General features: G+C 61.1%; 27 protein-coding genes. 19 read left to right on the top strand and 8 right to left on the bottom strand.

Annotated features, from left to right (window positions below; genetic code table 11):
- Window positions 1-79: 79 nt before the first annotated feature.
- Entirely contained in the window at window positions 80-1,636 is a 1,557-nt protein-coding gene (locus ABSE61_RS07135) for a helicase HerA-like domain-containing protein (RefSeq protein ID WP_423870440.1), read from the bottom strand.
- 331 nt (window positions 1,637-1,967) lie between these two features.
- Between ABSE61_RS07135 and ABSE61_RS07130 the strand changes: the two genes are divergently transcribed.
- The 13 genes from ABSE61_RS07130 to ABSE61_RS07070 all read left to right on the top strand — a co-directional run bounded on the left by ABSE61_RS07130 (window position 1,968) and on the right by ABSE61_RS07070 (window position 14,220).
- Window positions 1,968-2,333, top strand: a complete 366-nt coding sequence (locus ABSE61_RS07130) for a DUF2267 domain-containing protein (protein WP_423870388.1) — start codon at window positions 1,968-1,970, stop codon at window positions 2,331-2,333.
- Between the two features lie 22 nt (window positions 2,334-2,355).
- On the top strand, window positions 2,356-2,763 hold the full coding sequence (locus ABSE61_RS07125) for a DUF4332 domain-containing protein (RefSeq protein ID WP_423870387.1): 408 nt from the start codon (window positions 2,356-2,358) through the stop codon (window positions 2,761-2,763).
- 102 nt (window positions 2,764-2,865) lie between these two features.
- Window positions 2,866-3,723: a dihydropteroate synthase gene (gene folP, locus ABSE61_RS07120; protein WP_423870386.1), complete on the top strand. Its 858-nt coding sequence runs from the start codon at window positions 2,866-2,868 to the stop codon at window positions 3,721-3,723.
- Entirely contained in the window at window positions 3,720-4,088 is a 369-nt protein-coding gene (folB, locus tag ABSE61_RS07115) for a dihydroneopterin aldolase (protein ID WP_423870385.1), read from the top strand. The genes folP and folB overlap by 4 nt, the downstream gene beginning before the upstream one ends.
- A 55-nt stretch (window positions 4,089-4,143) precedes the next feature.
- On the top strand, window positions 4,144-4,641 hold the full coding sequence (gene folK, locus ABSE61_RS07110) for a 2-amino-4-hydroxy-6-hydroxymethyldihydropteridine diphosphokinase (protein WP_423870384.1): 498 nt from the start codon (window positions 4,144-4,146) through the stop codon (window positions 4,639-4,641).
- 67 nt (window positions 4,642-4,708) lie between these two features.
- On the top strand, window positions 4,709-5,800 hold the full coding sequence (locus tag ABSE61_RS07105; protein ID WP_423870383.1) for an IS5 family transposase: 1,092 nt from the start codon (window positions 4,709-4,711) through the stop codon (window positions 5,798-5,800).
- A 510-nt stretch (window positions 5,801-6,310) separates the two neighbouring features.
- Window positions 6,311-8,179 (top strand): methylmalonyl-CoA mutase family protein, encoded by a 1,869-nt coding sequence (locus ABSE61_RS07100; protein ID WP_423870439.1) that lies wholly within the window; start codon window positions 6,311-6,313, stop codon window positions 8,177-8,179.
- Window positions 8,176-8,640 carry a GFA family protein gene (locus ABSE61_RS07095; RefSeq protein WP_423870382.1) on the top strand — a complete coding sequence of 155 codons (465 nt, stop codon included), beginning with the start codon at window positions 8,176-8,178 and terminating at the stop codon, window positions 8,638-8,640. Before ABSE61_RS07100 ends, ABSE61_RS07095 begins: the two co-directional genes overlap by 4 nt.
- A complete protein-coding gene (locus tag ABSE61_RS07090) occupies window positions 8,633-8,902 on the top strand; it encodes a hypothetical protein (protein ID WP_423870381.1) in 270 nt (89 codons plus the stop codon). The genes ABSE61_RS07095 and ABSE61_RS07090 overlap by 8 nt, the downstream gene beginning before the upstream one ends.
- The gene (scpA, locus tag ABSE61_RS07085) at window positions 8,886-11,042 is read left to right on the top strand and encodes a methylmalonyl-CoA mutase (protein ID WP_423870380.1); all 2,157 of its coding nucleotides are present in this window, start codon (window positions 8,886-8,888) and stop codon (window positions 11,040-11,042) included. Before ABSE61_RS07090 ends, scpA begins: the two co-directional genes overlap by 17 nt.
- A gap of 49 nt (window positions 11,043-11,091) precedes the next feature.
- Window positions 11,092-12,078, top strand: a complete 987-nt coding sequence (meaB, locus tag ABSE61_RS07080) for a methylmalonyl Co-A mutase-associated GTPase MeaB (RefSeq protein WP_423870379.1) — start codon at window positions 11,092-11,094, stop codon at window positions 12,076-12,078.
- Complete coding sequence (locus ABSE61_RS07075; RefSeq protein ID WP_423870378.1) at window positions 12,075-12,737, top strand: pyroglutamyl-peptidase I; 663 nt, start codon at window positions 12,075-12,077, stop codon at window positions 12,735-12,737. The genes meaB and ABSE61_RS07075 overlap by 4 nt, the downstream gene beginning before the upstream one ends.
- A 112-nt stretch (window positions 12,738-12,849) precedes the next feature.
- Complete coding sequence (locus tag ABSE61_RS07070; RefSeq protein WP_423870377.1) at window positions 12,850-14,220, top strand: TIGR03808 family TAT-translocated repetitive protein; 1,371 nt, start codon at window positions 12,850-12,852, stop codon at window positions 14,218-14,220.
- Window positions 14,221-14,239: 19 nt separating this feature from the next.
- On the opposite strand, the gene ABSE61_RS07065 is transcribed toward ABSE61_RS07070, so the two are convergent.
- From ABSE61_RS07065 to ABSE61_RS07050, 4 genes are all read right to left on the bottom strand, one after another.
- Entirely contained in the window at window positions 14,240-14,713 is a 474-nt protein-coding gene (locus ABSE61_RS07065; protein WP_423870376.1) for a TIGR03809 family protein, read from the bottom strand.
- A gap of 354 nt (window positions 14,714-15,067) precedes the next feature.
- The gene (locus tag ABSE61_RS07060) at window positions 15,068-16,735 is read right to left on the bottom strand and encodes a S8 family serine peptidase (RefSeq protein ID WP_423870375.1); all 1,668 of its coding nucleotides are present in this window, start codon (window positions 16,733-16,735) and stop codon (window positions 15,068-15,070) included.
- A gap of 32 nt (window positions 16,736-16,767) precedes the next feature.
- Window positions 16,768-17,466 carry a hypothetical protein gene (locus ABSE61_RS07055; protein WP_423870374.1) on the bottom strand — a complete coding sequence of 233 codons (699 nt, stop codon included), beginning with the start codon at window positions 17,464-17,466 and terminating at the stop codon, window positions 16,768-16,770.
- Window positions 17,463-18,032: a sigma-70 family RNA polymerase sigma factor gene (locus ABSE61_RS07050; RefSeq protein ID WP_423870373.1), complete on the bottom strand. Its 570-nt coding sequence runs from the start codon at window positions 18,030-18,032 to the stop codon at window positions 17,463-17,465. The genes ABSE61_RS07055 and ABSE61_RS07050 overlap by 4 nt, the downstream gene beginning before the upstream one ends.
- A 376-nt stretch (window positions 18,033-18,408) precedes the next feature.
- On the opposite strand from ABSE61_RS07050, the gene ABSE61_RS07045 reads away from it, so the two are divergent.
- Window positions 18,409-19,557, top strand: coding sequence for a GGDEF domain-containing protein (locus ABSE61_RS07045; protein WP_423870372.1), 1,149 nt, complete (start codon window positions 18,409-18,411; stop codon window positions 19,555-19,557).
- A gap of 71 nt (window positions 19,558-19,628) precedes the next feature.
- Entirely contained in the window at window positions 19,629-20,747 is a 1,119-nt protein-coding gene (locus ABSE61_RS07040) for a DUF2336 domain-containing protein (protein ID WP_423870371.1), read from the top strand.
- Window positions 20,748-20,979: 232 nt separating this feature from the next.
- On the opposite strand, the gene ABSE61_RS07035 is transcribed toward ABSE61_RS07040, so the two are convergent.
- Both ABSE61_RS07035 and ABSE61_RS07030 read right to left on the bottom strand, forming a co-directional pair.
- Window positions 20,980-21,618: an NrsF family protein gene (locus ABSE61_RS07035; RefSeq protein WP_423870370.1), complete on the bottom strand. Its 639-nt coding sequence runs from the start codon at window positions 21,616-21,618 to the stop codon at window positions 20,980-20,982.
- Between the two features lie 3 nt (window positions 21,619-21,621).
- Window positions 21,622-22,167, bottom strand: coding sequence for a sigma-70 family RNA polymerase sigma factor (locus tag ABSE61_RS07030; protein WP_423870369.1), 546 nt, complete (start codon window positions 22,165-22,167; stop codon window positions 21,622-21,624).
- A 335-nt stretch (window positions 22,168-22,502) separates the two neighbouring features.
- Between ABSE61_RS07030 and ABSE61_RS07025 the strand changes: the two genes are divergently transcribed.
- Genes ABSE61_RS07025 through ABSE61_RS07015 form a run of 3 tightly spaced genes read left to right on the top strand, consistent with a single transcriptional unit; the run spans window position 22,503 to window position 24,139 of the window.
- On the top strand, window positions 22,503-23,090 hold the full coding sequence (locus tag ABSE61_RS07025) for a hypothetical protein (protein ID WP_423870368.1): 588 nt from the start codon (window positions 22,503-22,505) through the stop codon (window positions 23,088-23,090).
- 60 nt (window positions 23,091-23,150) lie between these two features.
- A complete protein-coding gene (locus tag ABSE61_RS07020; protein ID WP_423870367.1) occupies window positions 23,151-23,363 on the top strand; it encodes a hypothetical protein in 213 nt (70 codons plus the stop codon).
- The gene (locus ABSE61_RS07015; protein WP_423870366.1) at window positions 23,360-24,139 is read left to right on the top strand and encodes an enoyl-CoA hydratase; all 780 of its coding nucleotides are present in this window, start codon (window positions 23,360-23,362) and stop codon (window positions 24,137-24,139) included. The genes ABSE61_RS07020 and ABSE61_RS07015 overlap by 4 nt, the downstream gene beginning before the upstream one ends.
- A 30-nt stretch (window positions 24,140-24,169) precedes the next feature.
- Here the strand turns inward: ABSE61_RS07015 and ABSE61_RS07010 are convergent, their stop codons facing one another.
- Window positions 24,170-26,023 (bottom strand): acetyl-CoA hydrolase/transferase C-terminal domain-containing protein, encoded by a 1,854-nt coding sequence (locus tag ABSE61_RS07010; RefSeq protein WP_423870365.1) that lies wholly within the window; start codon window positions 26,021-26,023, stop codon window positions 24,170-24,172.
- Between the two features lie 211 nt (window positions 26,024-26,234).
- Between ABSE61_RS07010 and ABSE61_RS07005 the strand changes: the two genes are divergently transcribed.
- Complete coding sequence (locus ABSE61_RS07005; protein WP_423870364.1) at window positions 26,235-26,855, top strand: glutathione S-transferase family protein; 621 nt, start codon at window positions 26,235-26,237, stop codon at window positions 26,853-26,855.
- Window positions 26,856-26,902: the final 47 nt, after the last annotated feature.

The following is a 26,902-nucleotide window of genomic DNA, read 5'->3' as shown; positions in this document are numbered from 1 at the left end:
GAAGAAAAATCACACTGCTCAGTGGTCCGATTCTAACATTCGCATCCCATCGCGAATGTCAAATCCACTCCACTAGTTACTATCGCCGCAGCAGTCCGCCTAGCGCACCGCGCACGATGGCGCGGCCGACCGAACCGCCGATCGATCCACCTACCGACTTGCCGAGATCGGCGACCACCCCGCCGACCACTTGATTGGTAACAGAGCGGGTGACGTTGCGGGCGATGACCTGGCCGGTCGATAGCCTGTTGCGCGGCGTGCTGGTGCCGAAAATCGTGCCGACGATGGCGCCGATCTGCCCCAGTATTCCACCGCTTCCACCACCGCCCGCTCCGGCGACCCGCTTCTGCAAGATCTCATAGGCGGATTCGGAATCGATCGTGGTGTCGTATTTTCCCTTCACCGGGCTATTGTCGATGATGGATTTGCGTTCCTCCGGCGTGATCGGCCCGATCCGCGCGGTCGGCGGCCGGACCATGACGCGTTCGACCACGGCCGGAATGCCATTGCCTTCGAGGAACGACACCAGCGCCTCGCCCTTGCCCAGTTGCATGATCACTTGGGCAGTATCGAGCTTCGGATTGGGACGAAAGGTCTCGGCCGCCGCTGTAACCGCCTTCTGATCCCGCGGCGTGAAGGCACGAAGTGCGTGCTGCACACGGTTTCCCAATTGGGCAAGCACCTTGTCGGGCACGTCGATCGGATTTTGCGTGACGAAATAAACCCCGACGCCTTTCGAGCGGATCAGCCGCACCACCTGCTCGATCTTTTCCATCAGCGCTTTCGGCGCGTCGTTGAACAGTAGATGAGCTTCGTCGAAGAAGAACACGAGCTTCGGTTTGGGGGGATCGCCGGCTTCCGGCAACTGCTCGAACAGTTCCGACAACATCCACAACAGGAAGGTCGCGTACAGTCTCGGGCTCTGCATCAACTTGTCCGCAACCAGAATGTTGACCATGCCCCGGCCGTCGCGATCGGTTCGCATGAAGTCCTTCAGGTCCAGCGCCGGTTCGCCGAAAAACTTGTCGCCGCCCTGGTTTTCCAGCACCAGAAGCTGACGCTGGATGGTCCCCACCGTCTGCTTCGAAACATTTCCATATTGAGTGGTCAATTCGCCGGCATGCTCGGCGATGAACGTCAGGATCGCACGCAGGTCTTTCATGTCGAGAAGCAGTAGCCCCTGCTCGTCCGCGACCTTGAAAGCGATATTCATCACGCCTTCCTGAACATCGTTCAGGTCCATCATGCGCGACAGCAACAGCGGTCCCATTTCGGAGACGGTGGCGCGCACCGGATGGCCCTGCTCGCCGAAGACATCCCAAAACACCGTTGAAAACTGATCGGCCTGGAAAACAAGACCCATATCCTGCGCCCGCTTGATGATAAAATCCTTGGCCTCACCGACTTCCGAGATGCCGGACAGGTCTCCCTTGATGTCGGCCGCGAACACGGGAACGCCGGCACGCGCAAACCCTTCGGCCATCACCTGCAACGAGACGGTCTTTCCCGTTCCGGTCGCGCCTGTCACCAGCCCATGCCGATTGGCAAGAGCAAGTGTCAACCATGCCGGTTGCTCGCCCTTGCCGATAAAAATCTTTTCAACGGTATCAGCGGTCTGGATATCGGGTATCGCCATTGCATCGCCTTTGTTGTGCACATCGCACAGTCCAAGCGCCCCATATATAAAGCATGTTGCAAGCCGATTGAAACCTTCAGCGAACGCGTAGTTATCGGAAACACGTTGCGATGAACGTGCGTTCAACGGTTTTGTCGCTGCGCGTCATCGATTTTGGAACGAAACTCATCCGTCAAGGTGCGAAATCGTCGCTTGCTCTTGCATTGCTGCAACACTTGCGATGCGATTCACACGAACGATGGCGGTGGTCGCTTGTAATTCGTCTCGCAGAAGATCAAGATAAATCGCGAGCACGGGTCCGGCGGATAAGCTGGCCTGAGGACGGGGCGCAATGGACGAGCTGACAGGGTGGCTGGCCGCAAAGGCCGGCATCGAAGACGCCGTGGCCGAAAAGACCATCGGTATCATTCTAGGTTTCCTTCGCCGCGAAGGACCTCACGACAAGGTTCAGGCCTTGATCGACAAGATTCCCGGAGCAGAAACGGCAATCTCGGCGTCAGAGAAAAGTGGTGGCCTATCAAAGTTGATGGGCGGCGGTCTGATGGCCGTTGGTACCCGGCTGATGGGATTGGGCCTGGGTGTCCACGACATCCAAAATGTCGCGCGCGAACTTTTCCGGTTTGGCCGAGACAAAATCGGGGAGGATCAGATGGGCGCGATCATTGCGGGGACCCCCGGCCTCAATCAATTCGCTTGAAACAATTTCACATCGAAAAGTCATGACATATCCTATTTCCGAGATTGATGGCCTTCCCTCTTTCGCAGCTACCAAACTGAAATCGCTGGGCATTCGCACCACGGACCGCCTGCTGGAGGCGGCGCGAACCGTGAAAGGACGCAAAGTCCTTGCGGCCAAGACGGGCATCAGCGAACAGCAGTTGCTTGAATGGGCGAATTTTTCCGACTACATGCGGATTCCGGGCATGGGCAGGGCCAAGGTCGGATTGGTGCGTGCCGCCGGCGTGCCGACTGTTCGCGAACTCGCCCTTCGAAACCCGTCGCGGCTGGCGCAGAATATGAAAGAAGTGAATATCAGGCGCAAGCTGGTCCGGATCCTGCCTTCCGAAAAGTCCGTCGAGCAGTTGATCGCCAAGGCGCGGAAGCTTCAGCCCAAGATCACTTACTGATCCCTTAATTTTCAACCGGACGCGATCGCTTCGGCCGCTGGGACCCGCGCCCTCTGCGACCGCTCTCTTGACTCCCCGACGCCGACCGCGCAAAGCCACCGCATGATCGCGACCTCGCCCGGAACCGCCCCCGCGGCCACCTCGGCGGATCATCGGACCTGGCCCGAACGGCTGTCCCGACCATATCCGTTGGTGATGGGGGTTTTGAATATCACGCCGGATTCCTTCTCGGACGGCGGGCGTTTCCTTGCGCCGGAAAGCGGGCTCGCTCAAGCCAGGCGCATGGTCGCCGAGGGCGCCGACATCATCGACATCGGCGCCGAGTCAACGCGGCCTTACGGTTCGCAACCGGTCTCGGCCGACGAAGAAATTCGGCGCTTGCAGCCAATCCTGGCCGACGTCGTCTCTCTTGGAATTCCCGTATCGATCGACAGCATGAAGTCGTCGGTCGTCGCCTGGGCGCTGGATCATGGCGCGGCCATCGCCAACGATGTCTGGGGCCTGCAAAGCGATCCGAATATGGCAAAGCTGATTGCGGAGCGGCGTTGTCCGGTCGTGATCATGCACAATCGCGATCGCGCCGATCCCGACATCGACATTATGGAAGACATTGCCGAATTCTTTTCGCGTTCGATAGAGATCGCAACAAAGGCCGGCATTTCGCGCCAACATATCGCGCTGGATCCAGGCATCGGTTTCGGCAAGACGCAAGAGCAGAGCATGACGGTGCTGGCCCGGTTATCGCAGCTCAAACCCTTTGAGCTCCCGCTTCTGGTCGGCGCGTCGCGCAAACGCTTCATCGCAACGGTGTCGCCGTCCGAGCCGGATCAGCGGCTTGGCGGCTCGATCGCCGCGCATTTGATAGCCACCAAAGCGGGCGCGCGGATCATCCGGACCCATGACGTGCCGGAAACCGTGCAGGCTTTGCGTGTGGCCACAGCCATCTGGGACAAGCAATGAGCGATACGATCTTCATTAGCGGCATTGTCATCCATGCTCGCCATGGGGTCATGGACCACGAAACCGAGGTCGGCCAACGCTTCGTCATCGACCTCGAACTATCAGCCGACCTTTCGGAATCCTCGCGCACCGATCGCCTGGCCGACACCGTCTCCTATTCCAACGTGGTGGCCACCGCGACGAATGCGTTCAAGGACGCCAACTACAAATTGCTCGAACGGGCAGCGGGCGCCGTTGCCGATGCCGTGTTGACCGCATTTCCGAAAATCAGCGCCGTCGAGGTCACCGTTCACAAACCGCACGCACCGATCGCCGCGATCTTCGATGACGTCGGCGTGGTGCTCACCCGGACACGGAAGCTCTAAAATCGGTTATGATCTGTTCGAAAAACCGGTTCCCACTTTTTCGGATCACGCTCTGATGGCTCACGCTGTGATCGCGCTCGGCGGCAATGTCGGCGATGTCCGCGCGACGTTTCAAAAAGCGATCGCCAATATCTGCGGCATGACGCAAGCGGCCCTTCTGGCGCGCTCTTCCGATTACACCACCCCGCCATGGGGGGAGGTGGAACAGGCACCGTTCATCAATGCCTGCATCGAAATTGACACGCCCCTCGACCCTCACGCGCTGTTGTTCACGTTGCACAAGATCGAAGCCAAATTCGGCCGCGACCGCGCCAAAGAACAACGCTGGGGACCGCGGACACTCGACCTCGACCTGATCGCCTATGACGACGTGTCGATCGAGAAGCCGGAACTGACACTGCCCCACCCCCGTTTGTTCGAGCGTGCTTTCGTGCTGGTGCCGCTGGCCGAGATGTCGCCGGACCGTGTGATCGGCGGCCGCAGCGTCGCTTCCGCATTGGCCGCGCTATCGACTGAAGGAATTGAGCGCCTGCCCGACCTAGCAGGTTGTTGAAAAAGGGCGTCTGGCCTCGAGCTGTTGACCGTGATTCATTAGCTCCGACGAGATTCGGAGATGGCAGGTGCGAGGCAGCGACAATAGAACGGGCAAGTTGTTCAGCTACGTTGACCTGGAGGCGCGGGTACGGCGGGATCATCCGCTGCGAGCGATCCGGACGATCGTGAACGAGGCGCTTTCGGCGCTGGAGCGTGAGTTTGCCGGGCTGTATTCGCCGATTGGGCGGCCGTCGATCCCGCCGGAGAAGCTGCTGCGTGCGATGCTGTTGCAGGCGTTTTATTCCATCCGCTCGGAGCGGCTTTTGATGGAGCGGCTGGAATACGATCTGCTGTTCCGCTGGTTCGTCGGAATCGGCGTCGACGATGCGGCCTGGGATCATTCGGTGTTCTCGAAGAACCGCGATCGGCTGCTGGAAGGCGACATCGCGGCCGAGTTCCTGGCGGCGGTGCTGGCGCAGTCCAAAGTGAAGAAGCTTCTGTCGAGCGATCACTTCTCGGTCGATGGTACGCTGATCGAAGCCTGGGCCTCGATGAAGAGCGTCAAGCCAAAGGACGGCTCTGGCGAGCCGCCGGCGCCAGGCGGCGGGCGCAATGCCGAAGCGGACTTCCATGGCCAGAAACGCTCGAACGATACCCATGCTTCGACCACCGATCCCGATGCCAGGCTCTATCGCAAGGGCAAAGGCAAGGAGACGAGGCTTTGCTTCATCGGGCATGGGTTGATGGAGAACCGTCATGGCCTGCTGGTCGACGCTTGCCTGACACTGGCTGACGGGCATGCCGAGCGGGTGGCTGCGCTGCACATGATCGAGCCTCGTGCCGACCGACCGACGGCGATCACGCTTGGCGCCGACAAAGCCTACGACGCAGAAGACTTCGTCAACGAATTGCGCTCGATGAAGGTGACGGCGCATGTTGCGCAGAACACCAGCGGCCGCAGTTCTGCGATTGATGGGCGAACGACCCGGCACGGCGGCTACGCCGTCAGCCAGCGCATCCGCAAGCGCATCGAGGAGGCATTCGGCTGGATCAAGACGATCGCCGGGCAAGAGAAGTCCAGGTTCCGTGGCCGTGAACGCGTCGGATGGGCTTTTACCTTCGCTGCCGCCGCCTACAATCTGGTGCGGCTGCCCAAGCTGATAGCGGAGACCTGCTGATGGCCCAGGTGCTCGGCTTCGCCAAAGCCTTTGCCGGCTGCTGGCGCATCATCGAAATGGACATCAGGCTAGTTTTGCGAACGCGGCTGAGTTCTTCAACAGCCTGCTAGTACTGCCGATCTGAAGTCCCTGCAACGCAAGCGGCGAGTTCGATCAGGGGCTTCAGATCGATAAACGGTACTAAATTAATACGTTTGCTAGTGCCCACGACTTTCCGAAGTTCGTGACGGTGGGCGCTGCGATGGAGCACGAACTTCGGAAAGTGGGCACTAGAGCTCCGATTCCGAAGTTTGCAAGCTATTGCGGCGGCCTCTGATGCGAACTTCGGAATCAAAGGAGCTCTAGTAAATATGGGTTTCTAGTGCGGCTTTGAATTTGAAGTTTCTATAACGTACTTGCAGCGAAACTGATAGGAACTTCAAATTCGCCGCACTTGCTTGAGCTCAAAACAGTGTTTGGCTTGGCGGCTCGCCCGTGGCAATTTCGGCAGGCAATGACAGCGTCCTGGAAATGAACCCATCCGAAGAACCAACCCTGGCTGCGGATTTTGCGCCTGCCACTTATGAGGATTGGCGCAAGCTGGTTGATGGCGTCCTGAAAGGCGCCCCGTTCGAGAAGCTTGTCGGCAAAACCTACGACGGGCTGACGATCGAGCCGATTTATCGCCGCGCCCGCGATGGTGCGCCGATCGCCGGCCGGGCTGCGGCTGTGCCCTGGCAGATCATGCAACGGATCGATCATCCGGATCCAGCGGCGGCCAATGCGATGGCGATCCACGAGCTCGAGAACGGCGCCAACGGACTCGAGATCGAATTTGCCGGCGGACCCGGTACCCGCGGCTTTGGCGTCGTCGACGCCGCGCCGGAAACGTTGAAGCGGCTGTTTGACGGCATCTTCGTCGATGCGGGGATTTCGATCGCGCTTCATCCGGTGATCGGACGGGGCAATGCCGGCGAGACGTTCGCTGCGTTGATCGAACAACGGCGCGTCGATCCGTCCAGGGTCGACCTGCGTTTCAATTATCAGGCGCTGAGCACCATGGCGGTACGAGGCCGCGCCCCGGCCGCATGGAGCGAGATGGCCAAGCCGTTTGCCGGCGTGGTCGGCGGGCTGATGAAGCGGGGTTTTCGCGGTCCCTTTGTGTTGGCCGACGGACGGGCGGTCCACGACGCGGGCGGCTCGGAAGTCCAGGAACTGGCGTTCGCGCTGTCGCTGGCCGTCGCTTACTTGCGGATGCTCGAGGACGGCGGCATCGGTCTCGATGTTGCCCGCACGGCGATTTCGTTCAGGCTGGCCGCCGACGCCGACCAGTTCCTGACGATGGCGAAATTCCGCGCGCTGCGTCTGTTGTGGGCCCGGATTGAATCAGCCTGTGGCCTTGCGCCCAAGCCGACCTTCGTCGCCGCCGAAACCGCATGGCGAATGCTGACCCAGCGTGATCCCTACGTGAACATGCTGCGGGCCACGATGGCGAGTTTTGCCGCTGGATTGGCCGGCGCGGATGCGATCACCGTACTCCCGCATACGCTGGCGCTCGGATTGTCGGATGCGTTCGCGCGGCGCGTCGCCCGCAACACGCAACTTGTTCTGCTCGAAGAATCCAATCTGGCAAAAGTATCCGATCCCGCCGCCGGCTCCGGCGGCATCGAAAGCCTGACGCAGGCCCTTTGCGAAGCGGCATGGACGTTGTTTCAGGACATCGAAAAGGCCGGCGGCGTGTTCGCCGCCCTCGAACAAAACCTGATCCAGCACAAAGTTGCGGCGACCCGCGCGATGCGCGAAACCAACATCGCACGGCGGAAGCAAGAACTGACCGGCGCCACTGCGTTTCCGAACCTCGACGAAGCCCAGGTCGCCGTCTTGAACGTAAAAATCTTCGAGCCGCCGTCGGACGATGCCAAAATAACATTCGATGCGTTGTCTCCAATGCGGCTTGCCGCACCCTTCGAACATTTGCGCGACCGTTCCGACGAACTCCTGAAAGTGAAAGGGACAAGACCCAGGGTCTTCCTCGCGAACCTCGGCACGGCTGCCGATTTCACCGCCCGCGCGACTTTTGCCAAGAGCTTCTTCGAGACTGGAGGCATCGAGGCGATCGCCTCAGAAGGCAGTACCGATCCGGCGGCGCTCCCCGCCGCCTTCAGGGCTTCGGGCGCTGCGCTCGTCTGCATCTGTTCGTCCGACAAGATCTATGCCGAACGCGCGGAAGATGCTGCGAAGGCCCTTCACGCGGCCGGTGCCAAACATATCTATCTTGCAGGCGGCGCGGCTGAGCAGGAGCAAGACTTGCGGGCAGCGGGCGTTAACGAGTTCATCCTTGCCGGCGGCGACGCATTGGCCGCATTGCAGAAGGCCCACCAGTTCGCGGAGACGGCATGACCACGATGGCAAAGCCTGTTCTGACCGGTGGGTGCCAATGCGGCGCGATCCGCTTTGCCCTGTCCGCGCCACCGACCAAGGTCAGCATCTGCCATTGCCGAATGTGCCAGAAAGCGTCCGGCGCACCCTTCGCCTCTTTGGCCGAAATCGAAAAAAGCGATTTTGCCTGGACCCGCGGCGAACCGGCCGCGTTCCGTTCCTCCTCGATCGCCGAGCGCGATTTTTGCCGGGATTGCGGCACGCCTTTGAGCTTCCGCCGCATCGATGGCCCCCGCATCGAGATCATGACCGGCGCCTTCGACCGGCCGGACCGGCTGGTCCCGATCCGGCAATATGGCACCGAATCCCGGCTCGGCTGGGTGGTCGCCATTGCGAACTTGCGCAGCCAAACCACGCTGCAAAACTACGGGCAGGAAAAGCTTAACGGTATCGTCAGCCACCAGCACCCGGACCATGATTAAGGTATTCCAACAGCTTACGAGACGCTCCGAACGTGATAAATGCGGAAGCCCGTTCTGGCTGTTGGAGGTCCTGCTGTGGGTTATTTTCACGCCCTTCGAGGGCCTTATGGCACTGGCGCTCGTCGGCTTTGCGCGGTCATTCTCGGGAGCCATGCAAACCCAAAACAAAGGATTTGATGATCCGGTGTATAAGAAGAACCTTCAGAGATTGATCGAGAGGAACCGTCAGTTTGAGGAAGAGAGGAATGAGCGGCATTCCTGATTTTAGCACCGTCGCCTTCGAGCCTGTCGCTACTGCGGCGACGACCGGCAACGCCGATCCGTGGCTGACGCCTGAAGGCATTCCGGTCAAGCCTGCGTATGGCGAAGCCGACCTCGAAGGCATCGACTTCCTCGAGACTTGGCCCGGCATCGCGCCCTTCCTGCGCGGCCCCTACCCGACCATGTATGTCAACCAGCCCTGGACGGTCCGGCAATATGCCGGCTTCTCGACGGCGGAAGACTCCAACGCCTTCTATCGCCGCAATCTCGCCGCCGGCCAGAAGGGCCTTTCGGTCGCCTTCGATCTCGCCACCCATCGCGGTTACGATTCCGATCATCCGCGTGTTGCCGGCGACGTCGGCATGGCGGGCGTGGCGATCGATTCGATCTACGACATGCGCACGCTGTTTGCCGGCATTCCGCTCGACCAGATGAGCGTGTCGATGACCATGAACGGCGCGGTGCTGCCGATACTGGCGCTGTTCGTGGCGGCGGCCGAGGAACAGGGCGTGCCGCCGGAAAAATTGTCGGGCACCATTCAGAACGACATTCTGAAAGAATTCATGGTGCGCAACACCTATATCTATCCGCCGACGCCCTCGATGCGGATCATCTCCGACATCTTCGCCTATACTTCGCAGCGGATGCCGAAATACAACTCAATTTCGATTTCCGGCTATCACATGCAGGAAGCCGGCGCCACGCAAGACCTCGAACTCGCCTACACGCTCGCCGACGGCGTCGAATATTTGCGCGCCGGACTGAAGGCGGGGCTCGACGTCGATCGCTTCGCGCCGCGGCTGTCGTTCTTCTGGGCGATCGGCATGAACTTCTTCATGGAAGTCGCCAAGATGCGCGCCGCACGGCTGTTGTGGGCGAAGCTGCTGAAACCGTTCAATCCGAAAGACCCCCGCTCCCTGTCGTTGCGCACCCATTGCCAGACCTCGGGCTGGTCGCTGACCGCGCAGGATGTCTTCAACAACGTGATGCGCACCACGATCGAGGCGATGGCCGCAACGCAAGGCCACACCCAGTCGCTGCACACCAACGCGCTTGACGAGGCGCTGGCGCTGCCGACCGACTTCTCGGCGCGAATTGCCCGCAACACGCAGCTGTTCCTGCAACAGGAAAGCGGCACCACCCGCATCATCGATCCCTGGGGCGGATCGTATTACGTCGAGCGGCTCACCCGCGACCTCGCCGCCAAAGCCTGGGGCCATATCCAGGAAGTCGAAGAACTCGGCGGCATGGCGAAGGCGATCGAGGCCGGCGTTCCCAAACTTCGGATCGAAGAGGCCTCCGCCAAGACGCAGGCGCGGATCGACGCCGGCAAGCAGGCCGTGATCGGCGTCAACAAGTATAAGCCGATCGACGAAACTCCGATCGATATTCTCAAAGTCGACAATTCCAATGTCCGGCGGCTCCAGATCGACAAGCTGAAACGGCTGAGGGGTGAACGCAGCCAAAAGACAGTCGATGAGAGGCTCGCTGCGATCACGCGCTCGGCCGGCGAAGGCAGCGGCAATCTGCTGGCGCTTGCGATCGAAGCCGCACGGGCCAAGGCGACCGTCGGCGAAATTTCCGACGCGATGGAAAAGGTGTTCGGCCGCCACCGCGCCGAGATCAGATCCATCACCGGCGTCTACAAACGGGAGGCGTCCACCATGTCCAACCGCGTCGAGAGGGTGCAGGCGCTGATCGATGCCTTCGAGGAAGCGGAAGGCCGAAGGCCGCGCATTCTGGTCGCCAAGATCGGTCAGGACGGCCACGACCGCGGCCAGAAGGTGATTGCATCGGCCTTTGCCGACGTCGGGTTTGACGTCGATATCGGGCCGTTATTTGCGACCGCCGATGAAGCCGCGCGTCAGGCGGTGGAGAACGATGTGCATATTCTGGGCGTGTCGTCGCTGGCGGCAGCCCATCTCACCGCCGTACCCGAGCTCAAGGCCGCACTGAAAAAGCAAGGCCGTGAGGACATCATGATCATCGTCGGCGGCGTGGTGCCGCCGCAGGACTACGACGAACTATATAAGGCCGGAGCGGAAGCGATCTTCCCGCCGGGCACCGTCATCTCCGACGCCGCCGAAGAACTCATCCACAAGCTGAATGCAAGATTGGGACACAGCGAGGCCGCGGAGTAGTGCTTCCCCTCGCCTCGCTTGATCAGCCGTTGTAAAGCAGGGCATGCCCTTGCCGAAGAATGCCCCGCTCGACATCAAGACCATTGCCAACGATCTCCGCTCAGGCCACCGCGCGGCGCTGGCGCGCGCGATCACGCTGATCGAGAGTAGGCGAAGCGATCATCAGGCGGCGGCACGCGACCTGGTCCAGGCGCTGTTGCGTGAGACCGGCAAGGCGATCCGGGTCGGCATCACTGGCTCGCCGGGCGTCGGCAAATCCACCACCATCGATGCGCTCGGCATGTTCCTGATCGAGCGCGGACACAAGGTCGCCGTCCTCGCCGTAGATCCGTCTTCCGCCCGCACCGGCGGCTCCATTCTCGGCGACAAAACCCGAATGGCGCGGCTGTCGTCTTCCAACAACGCCTATATCCGTCCCTCGCCCGCTTCCGGCACGCTCGGCGGGGTGGCTGCGAAAACGCGCGAGGCGATGTTGCTGTGCGAAGCGGCCGGCTTCGACGTCGTGCTGGTGGAGACCGTCGGTATCGGGCAATCCGAAACCGCCGTCTGTGACATGACCGATTTTTTCCTGGCGCTGATGCTGCCCGGTGCGGGTGACGAGTTGCAAGGCATCAAGAAGGGCCTGGTCGAACTTGCCGACATGATCGCGGTCAACAAGGCCGACGGCGACAACATCAAACGCGCCAATCTGGCGGCAGGCGAGTATCGCGGCGCGCTGCACATCCTCACCCCGCGTTCGGAACACTGGCATCCGCCGGTCCTAACCTATTCGGCGCTGACCGGCGCCGGCATCGACACGATATGGCAAAAAATTCTCGACCACCGCACCGCCATGAACGCATCGGGCGAATTCGATGTGCGCCGGCGGGACCAGCAAGTGAAATGGATGTGGTCGATGTTCGACCAGCTGACCATGGCACGGCTGCGCGCTGATGCGTCGGTACGCGCCAAGGTAAAGCGGATCGAAACCGAGGTGGCCGGTGGCCGCATCTCGCCCGCGCTCGCCGCAGAACAGATCGCGGAAATGCTGCGATGAGCGAGGGATTGCGGATCCTCGTGACCGGCTTTGGCCCGTTTCCCGGTGCATCTTTCAATCCGACCGAACCGCTGGTGAAACGGCTGACACAACTGCGCCGTCCGGCGCTCGACAGCGTCAAGCTGACTGGGCATATTTTCCATGTCACCTATCAAACGGTCGATCGCGAGTTGCCCGAGCTGATCGCGCGATTAAATCCGCACGCGTTGTTGATGTTCGGGCTTGCCAGCCGCACCGCCCATCTGCGGGTCGAGACGCGGGCACGCAACGCCGTCACCACGCATCTACCGGACGCGGACGGCATTCGCGCGCAAAAGACATCAATCGTGCACGGCGCCGATGCCAGGCCGTTCGGCCCACACACGGCAAACCTGCTTCACGCCGCACGCACCACCGGTATCGATGCGCGGCTTTCGCGCGATGCTGGAGCCTATCTCTGCAACTACCTGAGCTGGCGCGCGATTGAGGCGACGCAACAGCCCGCCGGACCGGCGCTGGCGTCGTTCATTCACGTTCCCCTGATTGCACGCGACGGCACCGCATTCGACGCGACATCTGACGTCACGCTGGAGCAACTGGTCGATGCCGGCGAAGCCATGCTGCTGGAACTGGTGAAGCTGACGCGCAGGGCGATCGTGCAAGGCGCAGAGCCGCATTAACCCTACCCTGACAATGAGTTCTGCGGGCGGCGCGTGTGCCCAGCGGCGGTGCATTTTCTTGCTACCTATGAGGTCGCAAACGCAGGTCGTTATCGGCCGGGATCAAACGATCATGGACGTCAACCGTCGCCATCTCCTCGGGATCACCGCCGCCGGCGCGGGCGCACTGGCGCTGCCATCACGGGTAATGGCTGCCCAGCCGATTTCCGTATTGGGGCGCGATGCCACGCAATATGGCCTGCGCCCCGGCAGCCCCGACGACCAGACCAAAATTCTGCAACGGGCGATCGATGAAGTCGCACGCGCGCAAGCCCCGCTCGCGATACCGCCCGGTGTCTATCGCACAGGTCAGCTTCGCCTGCCAAACGGCTCGAAGCTTGTCGGCGTCCGCGGCGCAACCCGGCTGGTTTTTACCGGCGGCCCATCGATGGTAACCAGCGAAGGCTCAAGCAGCCTCACTCTCGAAGGACTTGTTATCGACGGTGGCGGCATTGCCCTGCCCGCCCGACGCGGTCTAGTGCATTGCCTTGCTGGCCGCGAGGTCCGCATCACCGATTGCGAGATTGTTGCCAGCGGCGGCAACGGCATCTGGCTCGAGAATGTCGCCGGCGAGATCAGCGGCAATATCATCAGCAAAATCGCCGTCACCGCGATCACGTCATTCGATGCGCAGGGCCTCATCGTCACGCGCAACACGATCCGGGATACCAACGACAACGGCATCGAAATCCTGCGCACATCGATCGGCGACGACGGCACGCTGGTGGCCGATAATCGCATCGAGGACATCAAGGCGGGTCCCGGCGGCTCCGGCCAGTATGGCAACGCCATCAACGCGTTTCGTGCCGGCAATGTGATCGTGCGCGGCAACCGCATCAAGAACTGCGACTACTCGGCGGTGCGCGGCAATTCTGCCTCGAATATCCAGATCACCGGCAACAGCGTCAGCGATGTACGCGAGGTCGCGCTCTATTCTGAATTTGCCTTCGAAGGCGCCGTGATCGCCAACAACACCGTGGATGGCGCAGCACTCGGGGTTTCCGTCTGCAATTTCAACGAAGGCGGACGGCTTGCAGTCGTGCAAGGCAACATCATCCGCAATCTCCTGGCGAAGCGGCCGATCGGCACCGCGCCCGACGACGACGGCGGCATCGGGATCTATGTCGAAGCCGATACCAGCGTTTCGGGCAACGTGATCGAAAATGCGCCGTCGTTCGGGATCGTCGCCGGTTGGGGCAAATATCTGCGTGACGTCGCGATCACCGGCAATGTGATCCGCAACGCTTTCGTCGGTGTCGGCGTTTCGGTGACGCCAGGCGCCGGCACCGCGCTCGTCAACAACAACATGATCTCCGAGACCCCGCGCGGCGCGGTGGTTGGCCTCGATCACGCGCGACCGATCACACCGGATCTCGCCGCCGAAGGCGCGCCGCGATTTACGCAAGTAGCCGTTGGGATGAATGAAGTGCGGAAATTGCCTTGAAGACGACGGCCCGCTTGGCTTACAGCGTATTTCGTAACAGCGGATAGCGCGCCGCGAACGTCGCGAGATCCAGCACTGCCGCCCACGTATCCTCCCCGGCCAGCTCGACGGCAGGCGCTTGGCGCACGATATGCTTGTCTTCAACAGGGATTGAAATCTTTTGTTGTGGCTCGACCGGAACTTTCGCGACCCGCGGCAGCGCAACGCGATCGCGCCGAAACTCGTTCAATGGCAGCGACGTTCCGCTGCGTCCGAGCCAGGACAGGTCAATGGCCCTGTTGTCGCGCGAGGCCTCGCGAGACAACAGATCGCGCCAGGTTTCCACCGCCGTCTTGGCCTCCCGAATATTCTCGAGAAACGCCTTCTCGCTGTGAAAACGGCGCCATCGTCCGCTGTCGAACAATTCGGTGAGATATTTGAGCCGCTGTTCAGCGAGATCGCACCAGCGCGCGACGACTTCGCGGCCTTTGGCGACGTCCGTTTGAGATGCCATAAATCTGCCCGCAAGGAGGAAGACGCGGACGCAACCGGTACGAATCACTCAAACATGACCGATATATTTTGTGGAAAACTCTGACAAAGTCTAGCGCTTCTAACTTTGTCGAAACAGCAAGCAGCGCGCTCCGTAATCAGACGACCTGTTGGAAATGAAAGACCCGTCCGGGGGGACAACCGGACGGGTCAAGCCATATGGGCGCTTGGGGTGGTTGGGCGCTCGCGCCAGATATAGCTGTAAGGGAGGGATGACCGCTCCCCACGATTGTTGGTCGCGACAGGTTCGGCGGACGTTCAAAGCTCGTTAAGGAATTTTTTTCGCAAGCCCACTTCAGGCCTGCGAGAGCGGATTTCACGGCTTGGTTTGGCCCACATCCGGCCGGGATTCGCGCTCCGCGGGCTTCTCGGCCGCCATCGTCGCCATCGGCAGGCCTCTGGTCTCCGGTTCGGCCTTCGATTGGTCCTTGGATTGGTCCTTGGATTGGTCCTTGGACTGGTCCCTGGATTGGTCTTTGGTCGCCTGCGACATTTCGGGCGTGCCCGGCCTCTCGGAGGCTGCGGCCACAGGCATCGACGACGCAGGGACCGCGGAGACGGCTGCAAAGGCATCCGCCTCGCCTGCGCCGAACTGGCCGTCCGGACCGGGAGGACCGATATCGCGCGCCGTTTTCATCAAAATCGCGCGGACCTCGTCCGGCTTCAGCGCCGGATTACGTTGCAAGACCAGCGCGGCAAGCCCGCTGATATAGGCCGAGGAAAACGACGTGCCTGAGGTGATCTGATACTTGTCGTCGGGCGCGGGAAGGAAAAGATCGACACCTGGCGCGGCAAGCGCGATGTAGCTGCCCCGGTTCGAGGCGGCAAACAGTCTGTCCTGGGCGTCGGTTGCGCTGACCGCCATGACACTCGGATCCGCCGCGGGATAGAGCGGCGGCGATTTCGGGCCGGCATTGCCCGCGGCAGCGACCATCACGATATTCCGCGCGGCCAGCGCCGCAAGACCGCGTCCAACGATCGCATCCTTCGGACCGGCAAAACTCATATTGACGATCCGGGCGCCGTGAGCGGCTGCAAGATCGAACGCCTTGAGGATCGCAAAAGAAGTGCTCTCCGGCGCTTTGCCGGATGTGCCGAAAGCTCGGATCGCCAGGATATGCGCCGCTGGTGCACTTCCCATCAGCCGCACATGGGCGACGATCGCACCGGCAACGCCGGTGCCGTGGGTGTGCGGCCGATCCTTGCTGTCAAGCGCATCAAACGGCGTGATCGTGACACCGGCGAATTCGGGATGCTTGAGATCGATCCCGGAATCGATCACCGCGATCGTGACATTGGCGCCGTCGGCGAGCGTATGCGCCTGCGGCAGGCGAAGTTTCGACAGCGCATATTGCGCGGGGTCGCCTCCGCTCAAGCCTGCGCTCTGATCCTGGAGGATGTAGCGAAAGTTCGGCTGAACCGAGCGAACGCTGCCGTCGCCAGCGAATTCGCCGCTTGCGGCCTCCACCGTCTTGCCGCCCGAGATGCGGAATAGTCCAATGGTGGCTCCGATCAGCTCAAAGCTTTGAGATCCAATCCGTCTCAAGCCATGGCGCCGTGCCAAGGCATCGATTTGCGCATCGGACAGTGTGCCGTCGATCTCGGCCACGATCTCGCCCGCGATCGCGCGAGAGCCGAGCGAAGTTTGTAGCGACACATTGCCCGGCTTGTTCGTGCTCTTGCGGCCGTTACTTCCGGTGGCCACCTGCCCCGAGCAATTGCCGTTGTCGCGATCGGCTGCGGTGCAAGACGGTTGAATACGGATGTTGTTGCCGTTCAATCCGGTCACCGCGCGCCCGGCAATGTTCGGATCGATGCGCGGCATTGTCGGAACCCGCGACGGGATATTGATGCTGGGGGAGCGCATGGCGCTCTGCGCCAAAGCGGGCGAATTGCCCCACCCGACAAGTAGCGACAAGACAGCCAGCAATGACACCATCACGGGCCGGATATTCGACCCTCGAACCGCATCAACCCGGATCATGGGATTTCGGCCTTATAGGCCTGTCAGCCCGCTCATGGCGTCGCCACGGCGAGACTGACGATTTTCTCGTTCTGCAACCGGCTCAGGAGATTTGAAAACTCCTCTTTCGACATTGCCGCATTGGCAAACTGCAGGCGGAACATGCCGGCCTTGGCGCCGTCGACGATCGAAGCCTGGTACTTGTCGAGCAGTGCGGTGATATCCCCAATGCGCGCATCCGGCGCAAACCGCACCAGCGCACGAGGCGCCGACGCAATCGAGAGATCGCGCGTGATCGGTTCGTTCGTGCTCAACGACGCGGTCTCGAATGTGGACGGCCGATTATTCATCAGCACGGCGGCGATGATGCCGGCCTGCAAAACAAGTGCGAACGCGCCGAAGCTTGCGGACCACGCCAATGTCCGCGGTGAAAGGCTTGCGAAGAAGCCGGCGAACCGTGCTGCGAGATTCAAGGAGACACCCGGCTTTCGCGCCGGCTCCGCCTCGATTGCAGCAAACAGCTTTTGCATGGCACGTACTGAGGGCGCGCCCAGGCTCTCGTTCAGGTCGATGGTCCCGGCATATTCCTCGCGGATAACCGCGTATTGCCCGGCGAGTTCGGGATCGCGGGCCAGCGCTTCCTCGACTTTTCGGGAATCCCGCGGATTGAGCGTACCCGTCGCATGCCAAGGCAGCAGCAGTTCGATCTCGCTCGGTTCCTGCTCGACCATTTTTCTGCTCGCAGCCATCATGGCCAGCCTCGCTCTATACCCGCTGCTTTGAGCAGCTCGGCCAATTTCTTGCGGGCGTAGAACAAGCGGGTCTTCACGGTATTCTCCGGTATGCCCACGATTCCCGCAACTTCTTCCACGGACTTCTCATGATAGTAGACGAGATCGACGATCTCCCGATGCTCGGCCGATAGGTGGCCCAGACACTTACGCAACGCGTCGCTGGTATCCTTCTTCTGTACGGTTACCTCGGGATCGTCGGACGTATCCTCGATCGCGCCGGCCGCCTCGTCGTCGAGCTCCGCATCCTTCCTGCGTCGCAGCGCCGAAAGCGCCTTGAACCGCGTGATCGCCAGCAACCAGGTTGAAACGGCAGACCGGCCTTCGAATTTCCCGGCCTGACGCCATACATCCAGGAAGACCTCGCTGATGAGGTCTTCGGCGACCTGTTCATTCCGCACCAACCGCAACCCGAACCGAAATACCCTGACGTGATGCCGCCCATACAGCACCTGCATGGCTAGTCGGTCGCCTTGGGCGATCCGACCGATCAGGACGTCATCGGAAGCCGCCTGTGTCGCACTCAATGGCTATCTCGCAAGGTTGGTCGGATTAGACTGCGGGGTGGTTCGATCAGAAAGGCAAGATTCTTCGATTTAAAGCAATAATCTGCCTGAAACTGTGAACCTGCGCACAGAAGAGCCCTAACAACCATTTAAGTACGATGTCGCGACGGTATTATAATACGCTAACGCAGACCAACATGGCCAGCCGCAGCACCGCAGGATTTCCCCATATCTGTATGGAAAAACGCGCGGCCGGCAACGGGCCAAAGTGCGGATTTCTTCGCGCAAACAAGGGGAAAACAGCCCTTTGACGGCCTAAGATTTCAGCACGAAAGATACCAAACCTAAAGGCTTTGGCTCGTACATTTTCGCCGATTGCTTTGACCATGGCGAATTTATGGGTATCGCGGCCTCGCCTCTTTTGAATCCGACGGCGGATGCGTCGAAAGGTGTCGGTCGCCAGCTGACGGCCGCGGCGCTTTCGCGCCGTGCGCGACAGCGCCGGCAGATTCAGGGAATGATCGGTGTCAGCTATGTCGTCGATGCAGCGATCCTGCTCGTCTACGCTCATGCCGGCACCACATCGACCGCCATCGGCCCGGCATTCGCCGTCTGCGGTCTCATCTCGGTCAGCGGATATATCCTGCTCTCCGAAGCGGGGTTCACCGAGCGTTTCAAGGATCATTATTTCGTTGTTCCACAATCGATCATCAGCATGATCATCATGCTGATTTTCACATTCATCGCGCCTGAAGTCGGCGTGATGTTTTTATGCACGCTGTTCGTCGTATTTGCCTTCGCCTCGCTGCGCTCGACGCCGTGGCAAACGACGATGGTCTGGACCGCCATGGCACTGGGGCTAGCCGGGTTGTTCCTGCTGACGGACAGGCCGATCTCGCTGCCCCACGAAACCTATCTGGAACGCTTCGCCACGATGACGGTGTTCATCCTGACCATCGGGCGTTGCATGTTTATCGGCATATTCTCCAGCGCCATGCGCGAATCGCTCTACAAGAGCGGCCTTGCGCTGAAGGAAGCCAATAAGCGCATCGAAGAACTCGCCGAACTCGATGATCTCACCGGCTCGTTCAATCGCCGTTGCATCATGCGCTTCCTAGACGAAGAGATCGAGCGGGCCCACCGGACCAATGCCCATTGTTCGGTCGCGCTGATCGATCTCGATTGGTTCAAGCGCATCAACGACACCTACGGCCATCCAACCGGCGACGAAGTGCTTAGGACATTCGCCATCACCGTCTTCGCCAATATCCGCGGGGTCGACCGCTTTGGCCGCTATGGCGGCGAGGAATTTCTGCTCCTGCTCCCGGACACGCCCCACGGCGTCGCGTTGCGCCTGCTCAACCGGTTGCGGGCGATCGTTGCCGAACTCGACTGGAGCGCGTTTTCGCTCGGCATGCAGATAACCGTATCGGCGGGCATTGTCACGCTAAAGGCCGCTGAAACGGCGGACGCTCTTCTCGCGCGCGCAGACACAGCGCTCTACAAGGCCAAAGCGCAAGGACGCAACCGCATCGTTAGTGCCTGATCTGACCATTCATTCCCCGAGGAAGAAGAAACCGCCGGGATCCATACGATAACTACTCCAGGATAGAGTTCATGAGTGCGAAATCGCTGCCTACTTCTACGTCCGAAAACCTGCTCGACGAATTGCAAGCAACCCTCGCGCACGGGACCGTCGCCCGCCGGGTCGAGACCCTGCGCCGGGTCACCGACCTCTTCATCAGCGGCGCCGTCGAATTTTCCGACGATCAGATTGCCCTGTTTGACGACGTGTTCCAGTGCCTGATCCATCACATCGAAACCTCCGCCAAGGCGCTGTTGTCCAATCGTCTGGCCCCCGTCGATCGCGCGCCGCCGCTGACGGTCCGCGCGCTGGCGTTCGATGATCTGATCGAGGTTGCAGCTCCCGTTTTGTCCATGTCGGAACGGCTCGACGACGATACATTGATTGAGACCGCGCGGCACAAGAGCCAGGCGCACCTGATGGCGATTTCGACCCGCAAGGTACTCAGCGGCGCGGTCACCGACGTATTGGTGCAGCGCGGCAATAACGAGGTCGTTCAAAGCACCGCCAGCAATCCCGGAGCTGAATTCTCGGAAGGTGGATTCACCCGCCTGGTCAGCCGCGCGGAAGGCAACGATGATCTGGCGGCCTGCGTCGGCCTGCGTCCCAACATTCCGCGGCACCTCTACCTGAAACTGCTCGCCAAGGCTTCGGCGACGGTGCGGGCGAAGCTGGAAGCCAGCAACCAGCCGATCGTCCAGGAAGTATCCGAGGCGGTACGGGAAGCGACACGGCGCGCGCGCTCGGCGCCATCGGCCATTACCCAGGAGACCGCGATCGCTCACGCGCTCGTCAAGTCGCTCTACGAGGACGGCAGACTGGACGAGTTTCAGGTAACGGCATTTGCCGAAGCCGGCAAATTCGACGAAGCCAACGCCGCGATCGCCGCGCTCGCCAATGTGTCGGTGTCGATTGCCGAGAACATGATGGTGGAAACCCGCGCCGAGGGAGTCATGATCCTGGCGAAGATTTCCGGCATGTCTTGGTCGACGGTCAGGTCGATCATCAGGATGCGCGACGAACTCGCCGGCAAGGAGCTGTCGGATCTCGAGAGCTGCAAGGCTACTTATGAGCGGCTTCGTCCCTCGACCGCGCAGCAGGTGCTTCGCTTCCACCGCATGCAACAGACCGCAACGCCACCAGCGGCCTGACGCCGGGTTTACATAACGCTTGGGCGGCGGCGCATCCGAAGAGGTTCGGATGCGTCCGGTCGCCGCGCTAGTGGAGTGGATTTGACATTCGCTACCCACCTGGCCGCGAGTTCGGAAAGCGAATGTCAAATCCTAAACTCCACTAGAAATCTATATTTGCTAGTGGTCCTTTTGATTCTAACATTCGCAAAAGTGCCCGCTGTGTAGGGATGCGAATGTTAGAATCGGACCACTAGAACCTCAGCACCCTCGCGCCGATCAGCGCGCCGGCGGCTGTCACCATCGCGGTCGCGATCGGATACCAGGTTGCCACAAAGAGCGGCGAGTCGTCGGTGCAATGCGAGGCGTACAAGGTCGCGGCCAACCCCGCCGAGATCAGCCCCGCCAACGCACCGGCAAGCGCCGGCCGTGCCGGCGCGCCGTGACGCAGCCCGATCAGCGCGCCCGCCAGAAGCGGCAACGACAACAACGGAATGGCGGTCATGCAAACCCGCGAATTGTTACCTATCAAACGCGTCATCATCGGGAGCCGCTGCGGCATCACCATCTCGCTGCCGATCCCGGCGGCGATGATCCCCACCGGGATCAGCAGCAACCATCCCCAGCCCTTGAACGATGCCTCGGGGCGGGAGAGATGCAGGCCAACCACAATGGCCGAAATCGCCAGCGCCAGCGTGACCACGAATTTCAGGTCGAAGAACGGATTATGCATCGCCGTCATGACATCGGGCCGAACGCCTAGCCGCATCATGAACATTGCAAACGAGAACGGCGCCGCCGCCAACAAGGCAAGCGCGAGCACAAACCCGACCGAATGGGTGCGGTGCGGATTATCGGCGGCGAGCGTTCGAATGAGCTGTTCGGTTTCCATCGTTTAGTGCTCCCGCAGCTTGGCGGTGAGGCTGGCGAGCGCGCGATGCAACGCCACCCGCACGGCCCCTTCGCTCATCGTGAACTTCGCGGCCGTGTCCTTGATCGAGGCGCTTTCCACCGCGATCGACTGCAAAACCTCACGCTGACGCGCAGGCAAGGTCTGCAACAGACTTGCGACCTCGTTTGCGGAAACGGTCTCGGCGGCAGGTTCGTCAGGAATGGTCTCGGCGAAATCGTCGACATTGACAAAAATCCGCCGGCCGCGGCGCCGCAACGCATCGATCAGCTTGTTGCGGGCGATCGCAAACAGCCAGGGCGCGAACGGTGCGTTTGCGTCCCAAGTATGCCGCTTCAGATGCACCGCCAACAAAATGTCCTGCACGATATCCTCGGATTGATCGACCGGCTGACCAGCCCGCGCCAGCCCGCGGCGAGCGCCGGCCCTCAAGACCGGCGTGACTGCCTTGAGCAGACGATGATACGCGGCGCTGTCGCCTGAAATGGCCTGCCGCATCAGACCAGTCCACTCACCCTCACTTTCGCGCACGCGCGCTCCCACACGTCATTTCGGTCGGTTTTTCAATTTGTTACACCCGGAAGCGCCAATCACGAATTCGTGATAATGAACCCTTGGAAGATTCCCGGCGCTAGCCAGGATTCTTCCCGCTCGGACCGGCGCCACAAGGCTCATAACACCGATCGGTGCCCCTGACACGCGCCTGATGAATCACGGCTAATCCCGGTGGTGGCGTTGATTTTCCGAACCACCGGCTGCCGCGTTTTTGTCCAGACTTGTCCGAAGATTCCCCTTTTCTGCCCCGCTGCGGACATGGCGGGCGGTCTTTTTCGCCGCCGGGACTGGCAAAACGGGGAGAATGCCAAATGATCATCAGACCCAGCGAGCGCTTGGCATTGATTTTGGCCGCCGGACTCTTGCTCGCAAGCCCGGTACAGGCCACGACTGACGGCGACGATCCCGTATCGGATTCAAAATCCGACGGCACGGCCGCGCCCGTCGCGCCCAGAACCTTCAGACACGCTTCGCACCATCGAAAGCACTACGCGCACCACAGACCTCATGTGATCGCAGCGAAGACCGACGCCGACAGGAAGGCCACGGATGCCACCCCCGACGACACCAAGGCCTTGCCAAATATCCCGCCGTCGATCGCTAACGCCAACGCACAGATGCTGTTGGCCAACGCCCAGACGAATGCCGCGGCGGCCATTCCGAGTACGGACAACGGGACTTTTACGGTCGCCGCGGCGGATCAGCTCAACGATGCGGACCGGACGCTGCAAGAAGGCAGTTCGACGCCGGCCGCTGCCCCCAGTTCGCCGCCCGCCCCCGCAACGGCAATCACGGGCGAAAGCACCGCCTTGGATCATACTTCCCTGATCGGAAAAATCTTCATCGGATTTGGCGCGCTGCTGACCATGGCCTCGGCCGCGCGCATGTTCATCACCTGATTGGTCTCGTGCCCCGGATGCGGCGCCGCGCGTAAGCGGCGCGCGGCGGAGCCGGGGCCCATGGCTGCACAATGGAAAAGTGTGTGGATTCCTGCCGCGCGGAGCAGCGTGCCGGGCGATGCGGAGCCTGTCATCGGGCGCGCATTCGCGCGACCCGTTGGCATCGCCGGGAGAACGCTGCACCGCGTCCGGTACACGATGATCGCGACGCCACTTGAAGCCTACTCCATCCGCAGGCACATTGCCGGCAACATGAAGCGGGGTGGATTATGAGGACGTTGGAGCACATCATCGTCGAGGCCAGGGGCAAGGTCGGCGTCATCACGCTCAACCGCCCGAAAATGCTCAACGCGCTATCTTTCGGGGTGTTTCGCGAAATTGCCAAAGCCGTTGATGACCTCGAGGCGGACGATGGCATCGGCTGCATCGTTTTGACCGGCAATGAAAGAGCTTTCGCGGCCGGCGCCGATATCAAGGAAATGCAGCCGAAAGATTTCATTGAAATGTTTTCCAATGATTTTGTCGCGATCCGCGGCGATCGCGTCGCCAAATGCCGCAAGCCGACCATTGCCGCCGTCAGCGGCTATGCGCTCGGCGGCGGCTGCGAACTCGCCATGATGTGCGACATCATTGTCGCATCCGACACCGCGAAATTCGGCCAGCCGGAAATCACGCTTGGCACCATTCCGGGCATCGGCGGTACGCAGCGGCTGACGCGCGCAATCGGCAAGTCCAAGGCGATGGATCTCTGCCTCACCGGACGAATGATGGATGCGGCGGAAGCGGAGCGCTCCGGGCTCGTCAGCCGCATCGTTCCCGTCGACAAACTGATGGCCGAAGTCATGGCAATGGCGGAAAAGATCGCCGAGATGTCACACCCGGCGGCGGAAATGGCCAAGAGCGCCATCAACCGCGCGTTCGAAACCCCTCTTTCCGAAGGGCTTCAGGTCGAGCGCGATCTGTTTCGCTCCACCTTCGCGCTGGAAGATCGCTCCGAAGGCATGGCGGCCTTTATCGAAAAGCGAAAGCCGGTCAACAAGAACCGGTAGAGCTCCCTCGCCTGCGCCAGCAATCAATCGCTAGTTCGCCCGGCTCTTTGCCAATGCCGCGCTGACCAGCCCCCGATAGGTCCTCTCTTGCCAGGTCGAGGGCTTATCCAACCCCAACCTTGCCAAGCACTCGGCGTCGGCAGACCCAGGCGCCTGCGTCCATCCCTGCCACAGCAGCGCAGGCAAACTCAGCGGCGAACGCTGCGCCTCCTGGAGGAACTGCAAGGCTGGGATCAGGCGCTGCTCCACTTCCGTGAAATCGCTGCCGAACGGAAAAGCCGGAAGCAGTCCCGCTTGTCGTGCCGGCCGCAGCGCATCCGCAATCCGCTCCGGATGATTTTCGCGCCAGGCCTTCGGAATCTCGAAATTCGCAGGCAATTTGCCGGCATCCTTCGCCTGGCGAGTCAGTTCGTTTTGAAAACGCGAATCCGCCACTTGCAACATCGCGGCGATCACGTCGGCGTCGGATTTTCCCCTAAGGTCGGCGACGCCATATTCGGTAACGACGATATCGCGCAGGTGCCTCGGAATGGTCTCGTGGCCATAGCTCCAGCGAATGTTGGATTGCGGTTTCGGGCCCGCTTGCCGCGTCGCCTCGACGGTCAGGATGGAGCGCGCACCCTGCAGCGCGAACGCTTGGGCGACAAAATTATATTGTCCGCCGACGCCGCTGACCACCTGTCCGTTCTCTAGGCCATCGGAAACCGCTGCCCCCATCAACGTCGCCATCATGGCATTGTTGACGAAGCGCGCATCGATGCGGGCGCGCTTTTTCTGCTCCTCGTCGCCATAGAGCTCATTGGTGAAGGAGACCGGCATCATCTGGATGCGCGCGATCTCTTCCGCCGTCATGTCGCGCAAGCGCTGGTAAAATGATTTTGGCCCTAGAAAAAACGCGCCATGGAGCAGAACGCCCTCCACTTCGCGCTTGATGATGCCGGCATCGATCAGGCCGATGAACGCCTCGAACAGCATTTCGCTGACGCCGTAGAGTCCTTTTTCGAAAGGAGCGGTTTCGAACGGCGGACCCGCAGGCGCAAGCCGCTTCACGGTTGCCTCGAATTGCGCGCGGTCGCGATGGCGAAGGATCAAGCCTTGCGCCAGCGCGTCGCCGGCCTGGCCGATACCGATCTGCAATGTGCCGCCGTCGCGAACGAGACCCGCCGCATGAAGGCCGATCGCGTATTTGCTGTCGGTGACCGGCTCGGACGGCGGCGCAAACAGCGGGAATTCCGTTTCCGGGCTCTCCAGCACCGCGCTGAATTCTTCGCCCGGAAGATCGCCCGCGCCTGGCATGAAAGGCAGTTCGGAATTGACCTGCGCAACGAGTTTGAAGGACGCATGGCCTTCGGCGCGCGCCTTCAAGACATCGAGCGTGGTATCGGTATTGCAGCTCAGGCTGTAGCGGGCGACGCCGTCGACCCTGCGCTTGGCTACCAGTTGAGTAACAACGTTGAGCCCGCGCGCGAGCAGATAGGACGACGCGTGGGTGTAATTCGCGGAGATGTAGTGCTGCTGCGCAAACGGGACATGCAGCCACCTGCCCGCGAGGAAGAAGAATTCGATGACCTGGATATTGGGCGGCAATTCGCCGGCGCGCAGCGCGTGGGCATAAGCGAGATCCGGATATCCGCCGAACAGCCGCTCGATAACGGGAGAAATGAAGCGCCGCTCGAGCAGGTTGGAAGGCTCGGGCTTTTCCAGCGTCAGCGCCGAGAGGAAGGTGAGGTGGATGGAGCGATCGGCGACCGCGCGCGCATAAAGCGCATTGATGACGTGGTTGGCCTTGCCGAGGCCGAGCGGCAAGCCGACCACGAGATTGCTTCCGACATCGGCGATGATGTCCTCCGCGATCGCCTCCGGGCTGGAAAATATCTTCGGCATTGATCTTCCTTCCGAGCCCTACGAATCCTGCATCTTTTCCCGGTGGCCGCAATGGCGAGATGCGACATCCGGCTTTCCCTGTCCGTGCCGCTGCGATAACAGTCTTGTCAACGGCAAGTCGTTCGCCCGACTGCCCCGATTTCGAAGTTCGTTGCATTTTGCGGAGAAGTGGACGAAGGCCGACGTTTCGCACTGATATGGAGAGGTCACGATGATGAAGCTGTACTACGCCGCGGGCACCTGCGCACTGGCCTCCCACATCGCGCTCGAAGAAGCCGGCGCCGAATATTCGACCGTCAAGATCAGCTTCGCCACCAACGAACAGCGCTCGCCGGAATATCTGGCCATCAACCCCAAGGGGCGCGTCCCCGCGCTGGTGACGGACAGGGGCATCCTGACCGAGACGCCCGCGATGCTCGCCTACATCGCCCAAAGCTTTCCAAATGCAAAGCTGGCGCCGATCGACGATCCCTTCGGCTTTGCGGAAGTGCAGGCCTTCAACAGCTATCTGTGCTCGACGGTGCATATCAACCACGCTCACCGCCCACGCGGCAGCCGTTGGGCCGACGATCCGGCGGCGCTCGAGGCGATGAAAAAGAAGGTGCCGGAAACCATGGCCGCCTGCTTCGACCTGATCGAAAGCAAAATGATGAAGGGCCCATGGGTGATGGGCGACAGCTATACGATCTGCGACCCTTATCTGTTCACCATCGCAGGCTGGCTGGAAGGCGACAGCGTCGATCCCGCTCGTTTTCCGAAAGTCAAAGCGCACCGGGACCACATGTCGCAGCGGGCCGCCGTCCAAAGGGCGCTCGCGGCCGAAAAAGCCTGATATCTGGCCGGGTTAAGCCCCTTCCCGCCTGCGCCTTATCTCTATAG

This window comes from Bradyrhizobium sp. (assembly GCF_049519115.1).
GTDB lineage: Bacteria > Pseudomonadota > Alphaproteobacteria > Rhizobiales > Xanthobacteraceae > Bradyrhizobium.
Note: the sequence above shows the minus strand (reverse complement) of the source record. Positions and strands in the feature narration are given on the sequence as shown.